Here is a 10,405-nt window from a genome sequence, read left to right on the forward strand (position 1 = left end):
TTGTTGGAATGGTGAACTGTATTTTATAAGTATCGCTTTATTAGTAACAACGATTCTAGAACAGGTTTTTATAATTACCAGGATTCGATCGAGCAAAAATAGTAATATAAAAGAGAAGTAACTGTATAGAGATAGTATTTGTATTTTTGTTGAATGTGAGAGTTAGGTTTATTGAACCTGGTACTATTATAATTGCAATTGATGTTGGAATTGGAGTCGTTGATAATATTGGAAAAGGACATACGATAGAATTATACCTGATGCAACTATCGACATGACAGCGGCAGCTAATTATGAGCTTCCTAATGGAAAAACTGTTAGGCAAGAAATTAAAGATGTATATTATGAAGGCGCAAAGAAAGCTGGAGAATTATTAGATGAAGGTGCAAAAAAAATAGGAGGATGGCTTGGAGATGCCTTTGGATGGGGATGATAGAGAGATTAAACACCATTTTTTATAAAATATGTATAGTTTCGTCATTGCCAATGTGCTTATACGATTTAGTCGTCGCTTATTCAGATGGTTTAAATATCAAATTGAGTATTTATGTTTTTTTATTTGGGGCATGCATAATAAGTCTTATGTGGTTGATATCAAAACTGACTTCTCACAAAGGCATTGCATTGTTTATATCTTCAATCATAGTGATTGGAATCTACAATATGATTCTAATACAACTTTCAAGTTCGATTGATGCTACTTTAATTTGGGTGTTTGCTATTCCTTTACAGACATTTGCAGGTTATATTGGTTTTATTCATGGAAAAAATAATAAGGCCTCTAAAAAGACGAATGGTCCTTTAGGGGCTATATTATCTATGGGTTCATCAATTATAATTGCCCCTTCATATCTGCTATTTAGATATGTTGTTCCGTCTAATATTATGTTTATATTTTGCTTAATATCTATCATTTATATTTCTATGGTGTGGGCTTATTTTTTGTTACGTATTGTTACTATGTTACATTATAAAATTGCTTAGATTACTTTCTTTTCATAATAGCAACAATTATATCAAAAGACCAAATATATAATAAAGAGCAAACAAAAAAGCATAGAAAGAATTTGATGTTTGAGTTGGTATATGAAAATATTGATGAATTACTTCGCTATATTGTTTATATAAAAATCAAAGTTAAAACTGATAATCCGAAGGAATTTGTAAAAGCCCAAAACAGAATCGTTTATCATCCAAAAAGTTCAGGAGAATATATTTCCGAATCAGATGATGAAAGAAAAGAATTGTCTATAAGAGAAAAAATATTAGTGGTTATATCAACTTGCGCTTATTTGTGCTTTGGTTGTTATGTTATGTTTTTAGCAATATCAGAGAAAGAAGTATCATATAAGACTATCATTACATTTACGGTGGGTTTACTAATTGCAATTGTGGGGTGCGCATGTCCGACATTATTCTCAAGGAAAAAGTAAATATGAGTGACTATTTAAATGTTTTATAAATTATTCATGTTCCCCTTTTATAAAACTTTTGCGTTAACAAGCACCATGTTGCATTAACAAGCTTAATTCCTGGCGCTAGAAAATAAGTTGAAAGTGGTGCGGAGAGTTTTGTATCTAATGTGGCTTCAGAAACCGTTACATATTTCGTTGGTACTGTTGGAAGATATGTTTTTAATTCTTTGGCTAATGGTGTTGTTGCGTATGGAACAACCTATACAGGTAAGATGCTCTTGACAGACTTATAGAAGCAAAGGAATTAAATAACAGTCAGGCGATAGTAAGATCCTACGATTACGATAAGCGTGGTAACCAGACAAATGAGTATGTAGACGGCTTTATAAGCAAGACCTTTACTTTCGATGCCACAAACATGCTGTCTAAAGTAGTTGATTCTGAAAGGGGAGAGCTTGAGAACCAGTACAACGACCTTGGCTTCAGAGTATTATCTACAAGACCAGAAGAAAGGATAGAATACCTCTGCGATCTTTCAAGAGACTGTTACAACATGCTTGAAAGAACAGTAAACGGCGAGACAGAAAGCTTCATCTACGACAAGAACGTAATAACAATGTCAAAAGCTGAAAACACCTACTATTACCTCCAGGATGAACTTGGGTCACCGATGTACATGACAGGTACAGATGGAGTAGCGGTATCATCATATGCATTCGATGACTTTGGACGTGGCATTGATCCATTCACTGGAAAGATTAAAGAAGCTAGTAGCAAGCAGCATACTACTCACGCCTACACAACAGATGGTAATATCATACAGCCATTTGCATTTACAGGCTATCAAGAAGATGAATTCTCAGGTCTTAAATTTGCACAGGCAAGATTTTATAATGCTGAAAATGGTAGATTTGTAACTGCAGATAAAATAAAAGGATTTGCAGAGTATCCATTAACAATTAATGCATATTTATATTGTATTGATAATCCTACAAATTATGTGGATGAAGATGGTAACTTTCTTCACACACTGATTGGTGCTGGTATTGGTGCTGCTATTAGTACTGGAATGGAGATTTATAATCAAGTTAAAACTGGAGAAAAAATAACTGACGGAGGCTTGTTAAAGGATCTATTTAACTATGCTATATCTGGCGCTGCAGACGCTGGAGAGGCATGGGGGTTATTAGCATCATATGTAGGTCAAGAAACAGTTCAATCGTATGTATCAGCAGAAGTTACATCAGGAGCAACTTCATTATATGAAGAAGGAATAAAATATGTTGAGCAGTGCATCTTGTAAGGAAGAAAAAATGGAAAATGGAAAAACCTGTTATGCTAGAGGTGGGTTACAGTATTTTTATACTATTATGTTTGGTGTGGGGTTTATTTGGTTTTTAACATTACCAATATGTGGACAGAAAGTAAACGAAGAAGAGCTAGGTGCGTTTATATTTGCAAATATTTGGCTTGGTGTTTTCTTTTTGTATTGGGTTTTACTATGTGTTTTTTATAGAGTGAAAGTCGATCAAAATAAAATTGTTTATACAAACCTTTTTAATAAGACGTTTTATATTGATCCCCAAGAAATAAAGAGCATAGATAGCATAGGAGGAAAGGGGATGAGGATAAAATTTAAAAAAAAGAGAATAGTTATCTATGCGTTCTATAAAAATTATCGTGAAGTTTGTAAAGATATTCTTAATTTGGTAGCTACAACGAAATCCAGTAATAAAGGTTAGATATCTTAAATTCTAATATAACAGTGAGAAGTTCCAAAGGAATAGGATTGCCATAATCGGCGATCCTATTTTTTGCCAAAAAATGCATTTCGTCGCATATTTTTGTCGTTTCGTCGGATTTTTAAGTAAGTAAATAGTTATTAAGGTATAATAATTTCGCAGTTTTAAGTTAATGAGGATAATACGATTATGAATATTAATAAATCTTTCTCTCACATTTCATATACTTTGGATAACGAGGAGTATTCCAAGCTTGCACTTAAGATGTTAGCGGGCTCAAAGTCTCTAAATATCATAAAACCGGTAAATATAAGAAATAATGGTGCAAGGCGCTTTATGTATTCTGTAAAAGATTTATCAGAGCTTACATCTGTTTGTTCCGGACTTGATGAAGGAAGTATATGCCTTATATTGAGCCGGTACAAAGGAGTAATACGGGAGATTGAATCTCAGACATTTCTTAAGAAAAAATTCCTAGAACTTGAACCAGATCGAATATTTATTGATAGTACTACACGAGAAGTTAAATTTATTATCGTCCCTGCTTTTTCTGACAGCGAATCAGACAGTCATAGGATTTTTTTGGAAAAAAATTATTCCTTTATAAGTAGAATTTTTGGAAACAGAGAGAGCTTCGTAGATAGAAGATTACAGGATTTATCAAAGATATGTGTGGATATTAAAGGCAAGAAAGAAGACGATACAAGTCGAATAGAATGGCTCGAGAAGCTTTTTGCATATATCAGCAAAGAATATGACCAGAATTGTGTAATTAAAGAAGATGATGCAGATATATCTGATATAGAAAATAGCATGAAAATAAAAGAGATTGAACTTAATTATGATGGTGAGTATGGAATATTTACTTTTTATATAACTAAAAAGACATTTTTTATAGGAAAAAGCGATGGCAATGACGGAATTCTTGCCATGAATCCAGCTGTGAGCAGAACACATTGCAGGATAGATATTGATGGTGACAAGGTCTATATTACAGACCTTGGTAGTAGTAATCACACATATATAGACGGCTTGATGATTACAGACGATCAAAATGTGTTATTAAAAGATGGAAGTGTTTTGAGAATAGCTGATATGGATTTTAAAGTTGTATTTAATTATGAGTAATAACAAATGAGGTTAGATATGAAGCAGAACGTAATCCTTATAGTGTGCATGGACAAGGAATATAACTGTAGTGTTGAATATGACGTTGCCAGCACACTTGCCCAAGAGTATGTACTAGAAACTATAGATGACAAAGTATATCTTGAAAAATATTTAAAGTTTTCGCATAGGATTGATACACTCATTATTGATGAAGAGCTTGCCGGAGAATTTTGTAAGTTGCAGAATCCTTCACATGTGTATTTGTTATATGAAGGAGATGGAGATAACAGTAGGATCAATAAATATGAAGGAGCGCAGGGAATAATACAGGCACTTGGGGCAAATTATCTTGCAACAAGTTCGGCCCCCGAAAAACAAATAACACATCTTGTAAATGTCATATCTGTATGCGGTGGAGCAGGTAAGACAACAGCCGCTTTGGGAACGGCTTACTGGCTCTCAAGAAAAGGATATAAAGTACTCTACGTAGATGCAGAAGATTTTCAGACCTTTAGTCAGATCTTGGGCTGTGATGCTGGAGATGATGAGACTGATAGGATTATGTCTTCTGCAATCAAAAATCTGACAAAAGATAACCTTAAAGACCTCATTCAAGAAGATTTTATGAATTATATCAAGCCATTTTATGGCCCTTTAGCCTCTTATGGGTTATGTACAAATGATTATCTTAAAATAGTGAATCAAATAGAAGAGCAAAGAGAATTTGATTATATTGTGTTGGAACATAAAGCAGGAACTATAGATGACGAAATGATGCGTATGATTTTAAAAGGTGACAGTTTAATAATAGTAGGCCGGCAAACAGAGAATGCAACAGCTCGTATATTTAGATTTCTTGACATAATCAGGGAGTATACGGGGCAGAGTGTTGTAGTGTGTGGAAGATACCAAAAACATAGACCAGATAACCTGAAAGATAATATAAAGGATAATGATATCCCGGTTTCAGAATATGTTCCGGAGTTGGATAACGATCTTACAATGAAAGATATATTTTCAAAATGCTTACTGCGGGATACTGCAGAAGCAGTCATATGAGGTTATAGATCATGGAAGAAAAGATAATTGTAATATTCAAAAATACATTAACAGATGAGCAGGTAGACCTTGAGTTTCCAATCAATCTTTCAGCTACTGAACTTATAAATGGATTGAATAAAGGTTTTAATCTTGGAATAGATATGGACAATCCTTCAAGATGCTTTTTAAGATCTAAAAATCCGACGGCTTTGATACGCGGTGAGGTAACACTTGAAGAAATCGGACTTAGGAATGGAACAATTATATATTTTGATGGAATCAGGCAGGAAAGAAAATGAATTACAGAGTGACTATATATAATTCACGTATCTACAGGGAAGTAACAATAAGTGAAAAAAGTTTTCAGACGCTTAGTATTGGTACCTTCGAAGAGTGCCACGTTGCGCTGATAAGAAGTGATTATTTCGAAGATTTTAAAATTAATATCAGTAAGCAAGGAGATAGATTTAGCCTCTTTTGTGAAGGCGATATATATATCAAAAGTAGTTCATCCCTTAAAGAGAATGTGCATGATCTTGAATCTGGAGATAGCATAACTGTACGTTATAAAAAGTCAGATGCAGATATATTATATATTGATTTTATGGTGGATTTTGGAATTGTACAAGACAACTACAATCTGGCAATCCTTATGCCTGTGGGACGTGTTGTATATATTGGAGGTGCTAGCGGAAGCGATATATTTATAAATGACGCAGCTGCAAATGGTGAATCTGCAGGACTTACCTTTAATGGAAAAACATGGATATTGGATTCATCAAAACTTTCGTACGGTGTAATGGTCAATGGAGTCTATAAAAAAGGTGATCAGATAAGTCTGTACGACAATGATTTCATATGTATAAACGGATATTTCTTTTATCTTGAAAAGGGAACTGTTTACACGACTGATTCTGGTAAAGTAACTTCTCATCTTTCAACATCTTTATGTGAATTATCGGAGAATCATTTGAAGTATCCGAGATTTATCAGAAGTGTTCGTCAGCAGTACAAGGATCCTGAAGATAAGATCAAGGTTCTTCCACCAGAGAAAGCTCCGGAAAAAAATAAAAGAGGGCTTGCCATGACGCTCGTTCCTTCTGTCACTATGCTTGTGGCTATGATTCTTTTAAGAGGAGTCATGGGCGGAAGGAATATGATGTATGTTATGTATTTCGGAATCTCGATGGGGATAGGAATTGTTACATCTACGATAACCTACTTTAAAGACAAAAAAGAATATAAAGAAAAGATGATCCACAGAGTGGAGAAATACAATGAGTATCTTGATAATAAGGAAAAAGAGATCATTGAAGCAAGAGAAAATGAGAAGACTATTTTTAGAAAGCGTAATCGTTCTATAAGTGACACAATAAGCTCAATAGAAAAATTTGATTCAAGTCTTTTTGAAAAATCTCCTGAGGACGTGGACTTTCTTGATGTATGTGTTGGAACAGGAAGTATGGAGTCTGTATGTCAGGTCGATTACAACGAAAAAGAATATGTTGAGATCGAAGATCCTATGATGGAATATCCTGAGAAAGTTCATGATAAGTATAAATATATTGATGATATGCCGGTTGTGCTTCATTTATCACAAGGAAATGCAACAGGCATAATAGGTGTACGATCAAAGCTTTACCAGATGGCTAAAAATATGCTGATAGAGATCTGTGGACAGCATTTTTATAAAGATATTAAAGTGTTTATGATCATGGATGAAATCGATAAACAGGATTTTGAGTGGATAAGGTGGTTTAAAAATCTTTTATCAGATGACGGAAGTATACGAGGCCTAATATTTGATGACAACAGCAGGAAAAGTGGACTTGCTTATCTTTATGGCGAGCTTTCTGCCAGGGAAGCCTTAAAAGCGAAGGAAATAGAGGGGGTTCCATATTATGTAATCTTCTGTTACAGGAGTGACAAGATTATGAACCATCCTGTTCTTAATTACGTAGATAAAGCTCAGAGTCTTCGGTTTGTATTTGTATTTTTTGAAGAGTATGAAGAACTATTAAATGCAGGCTGTGATGTAAAAGTATATCTGGAACCTCAAGATTATAGAGGATATATACAGGATTCCAAAGATGGTCAGGAAGTTCAGAATTTTGTCTATGATCATGTTGATCGTATGGTAGCAGAAAGGTGCGCACTCAGACTGGGAAGTGTATATATAGATGAGATAAGTCTTGAAAGTACACTTACTAAAAATATTACCATGTATCAGCTGCTTGGAATAATGAATGCGTATGATCTGAATCTTGCAGATAGATGGCAGAGTTCTAAGGTATATGAGAGTATGGCAGCTCCTATTGGAGTTAAGAGTGGAGGGGAAATTCTGGCGCTTGATCTTCATGAGAAGTACCATGGTCCACATGGTCTTGTAGCAGGAACTACAGGTTCAGGTAAATCAGAACTTTTGCAAACATATATATTATCAGTTGCGACACGTTTTCATCCTTATGAAGTCAGTTTTATCATAATTGACTTTAAGGGTGGCGGTATGGCCAATCAGTTCAAGGATCTTCCTCATCTAAATGGAGCAATCACTAATATCGATGGCAAGCAGATAGATAGATCTCTATTATCGATAAAAGCGGAACTTATGCGTCGTCAGGAGCTTTTTGCCAAATATGATGTCAATCAGATAGATAATTATATACGTTTGTATAGAGATGGTAAGACAGATATACCATTGCCGCACCTGATACTTATTGTAGATGAATTTGCAGAACTTAAGAGTGATCAGCCTGAGTTTATGAAAGAACTTATCTCTGCAGCCAGAATAGGAAGATCACTAGGTGTTCACCTTATACTTGCAACTCAGAAACCAGCAGGTGTAGTAAATGATCAGATTTGGAGTAATTCCAAGTTCAAACTTTGTCTTAAGGTTCAAGACAAGAGTGATAGTAATGAAGTACTTAAATCTCCGCTTGCAGCAGAAATAAGGGAACCGGGAAGAGCTTATTTGCAAGTTGGTAATAATGAAATATTTGAACTATTTCAATCTGCTTATAGTGGAGCACCTACCCATCTTGGTAATACAGACAATAAGAGAAAGTTTGAAATAAACGCAGTGTCTCTCTCGGGAGCTAGAATTCCTGTATACAGCCAGAAACCTGCCAAGTCTCAAGGAACACAAACACAGCTCGAGGCGCTTACATGTTATATCCACGATTATTGTATAAAGAACAAAATTGAGGATCTTCCAAGCATTGTGCTTCCTCCGCTTGGTGAGATATTACCATATCCTGATGATATTAAAGTTACAGGAACGGATATAACGGTTCCTATTGGAATATATGACGATCCACTTAGACAAGCCCAAAATGAACTTGAGATTAACTTTACGCAAAATCACGTGTTTATACTGGGTTCATCTCTCAGCGGTAAGTCATATCTTCTTCAGAGTATGATATATGGTCTTGCATCCAAGTATTCACCAGAAGATGTGAGCATTTACATCATAGACTTTGCCTCAATGATCATGCGATCTTTTGAGAAGATGAATCATGTAGGTACTGTTGTAACAATAAGTGAGGATGATAAGCTTAAGAATTTAATGAAATTCATGCTTAGTACTATAACAGAGCGTAGGGAAAAGCTTGCTGATATCGGCCTTAGTTCATATAGTGCATATCGTGAAGCTGGATACAATGATATGCCACAGATAATTCTATTTGTTGAAAATTATACAGTATTTAGATCAACATTTGCTGATTTTGAAGATGATTTCCTTAAAATATGTCGTGATGGAGTGGCTGTAGGTATATCAATTGTAATAACCAATCAGCAGACATCAGGAATAGGATATAAGCTTTTAACCAACTTTGCTATTAAGATTGCGCTAAATTGTAATGACAGATCACAATATTCAGCTCTTCTAGACAGATGCCGTATAAGACCTGATGATGTCCCTGGAAGAGGACTCATACCAATTGATAATGAGATTAAAGAATTTCAATCATATCTTGCATTTTCGATGGGGAAAGAGGTTGAAAGAATATCAAAGATTCATGAATTTATAGAAAAGATAAATAATAAATATGAAGGATCAGGCGTAAAAACAATTGTATCTGTACCATCACAAGTAACAAATGAATTCCTGAAAGCTCAGTATGGAATTAAAGGCCTTGAAAATAATTATAAGCTTATAGAAGGTATTGCATATTCTGATACAAGACCGGTTCAGGCAGATCTTATTTCCAGACCTCTTATGGGAATTCTTGGTAGAGAAGATCTTGGAAGAATAGGATATCTTAGGTACTGTATAAATGAGATGGAAAAGAATAAAGAATCAACACCTGTAAAGCTGTATATAGTTGATAATTCTGAAGAGAAGCTTTCATTTGCTGATGGATTAAGTATCACTCAAAGCTATACTGTAAATGATACAGAAGTTGTTGATATCATTGAAAAGATTCATAGTATTGCAAAGCAGAGGTTTGAGAAGTTAAATACAGTGGATAAAGAGCAGAATAAAGATTCACTCATAATGCTTATGATCAATGCTAAAACAGTTCAGGATATCATAGTCTCGGATGAAGAAACATACCATAAGTTTGAAGAACTTACAGGAGCATTAAAAAAATGCATGATCAGTATATGGTTCACTAATGTAGATAATAAGCCAATAACACCTGCCGGCTTTAATCCTATCCACCGACAGATAAGAGATAGTGGCAACCTGATCATGTTTGAGAATATAGGTGATATAAAAATTCTCACAATTCCTATGGCTATAATACGTGCAGCTAAAAAGCCATGCGTTACCGGAGATGCATTCAGCCTTATCGGAACAGCTATAACAAGGATCAAGACTCCTCAGATATAATACGTTGAATAATATAACTGGAATTTACAGAGATAAAAAATAGTAATTAAATATAAACTTTCTCAAAAATATACTAAAAATAACTATACAGGAAAATGACATAAGGAGAGCAAAATGGGAGGAAACGGGGAAATCACATGGGATCTTGAAAAGCTGACAGAGTACTTTACAGCATGTCAGACAAAGTACAACACTTTTCTAGCCATGTCAGATACACTAATACTAAAACTTAAGGCATTTGTAGATGATGACACACATAC

The 10,405-nt window shown here is 34.6% G+C and carries 10 protein-coding genes; all 10 read left to right on the forward strand.

Features of this window, described 5'->3' with window-relative positions; translation table 11 throughout:
* The first annotated feature begins 274 nt into the window (after positions 1–274).
* Positions 275–433: a hypothetical protein gene (locus K6G87_RS12780; RefSeq protein WP_296837905.1), complete on the forward strand. Its 159-nt coding sequence runs from the start codon at positions 275–277 to the stop codon at positions 431–433.
* Positions 424–984, forward strand: a complete 561-nt coding sequence (locus K6G87_RS12785) for a hypothetical protein (RefSeq protein WP_296837907.1) — start codon at positions 424–426, stop codon at positions 982–984. Before K6G87_RS12780 ends, K6G87_RS12785 begins: the two co-directional genes overlap by 10 nt.
* Before the next feature lie 86 nt (positions 985–1,070).
* Entirely contained in the window at positions 1,071–1,433 is a 363-nt protein-coding gene (locus K6G87_RS12790) for a hypothetical protein (protein WP_296837910.1), read from the forward strand.
* 149 nt (positions 1,434–1,582) lie between these two features.
* Positions 1,583–1,708: a hypothetical protein gene (locus K6G87_RS12795; RefSeq protein ID WP_296837912.1), complete on the forward strand. Its 126-nt coding sequence runs from the start codon at positions 1,583–1,585 to the stop codon at positions 1,706–1,708.
* Between the two features lie 125 nt (positions 1,709–1,833).
* Positions 1,834–2,718, forward strand: coding sequence for an RHS repeat-associated core domain-containing protein (locus K6G87_RS12800; RefSeq protein ID WP_296837915.1), 885 nt, complete (start codon positions 1,834–1,836; stop codon positions 2,716–2,718).
* A 10-nt stretch (positions 2,719–2,728) separates the two neighbouring features.
* On the forward strand, positions 2,729–3,157 hold the full coding sequence (locus K6G87_RS12805) for a hypothetical protein (protein WP_296837917.1): 429 nt from the start codon (positions 2,729–2,731) through the stop codon (positions 3,155–3,157).
* A gap of 189 nt (positions 3,158–3,346) precedes the next feature.
* The gene (locus K6G87_RS12810) at positions 3,347–4,285 is read left to right on the forward strand and encodes an FHA domain-containing protein (RefSeq protein WP_296837919.1); all 939 of its coding nucleotides are present in this window, start codon (positions 3,347–3,349) and stop codon (positions 4,283–4,285) included.
* Positions 4,286–4,333: 48 nt separating this feature from the next.
* The gene (locus K6G87_RS12815) at positions 4,334–5,326 is read left to right on the forward strand and encodes an AAA family ATPase (protein ID WP_296837922.1); all 993 of its coding nucleotides are present in this window, start codon (positions 4,334–4,336) and stop codon (positions 5,324–5,326) included.
* Between the two features lie 11 nt (positions 5,327–5,337).
* The gene (locus K6G87_RS12820) at positions 5,338–5,607 is read left to right on the forward strand and encodes an EsaB/YukD family protein (protein ID WP_296837924.1); all 270 of its coding nucleotides are present in this window, start codon (positions 5,338–5,340) and stop codon (positions 5,605–5,607) included.
* Positions 5,604–10,145, forward strand: a complete 4,542-nt coding sequence (essC, locus tag K6G87_RS12825; protein WP_296837928.1) for a type VII secretion protein EssC — start codon at positions 5,604–5,606, stop codon at positions 10,143–10,145. Before K6G87_RS12820 ends, essC begins: the two co-directional genes overlap by 4 nt.
* Positions 10,146–10,405: the final 260 nt, after the last annotated feature.

It is taken from the genome of Butyrivibrio sp. (genome assembly GCF_024699075.1).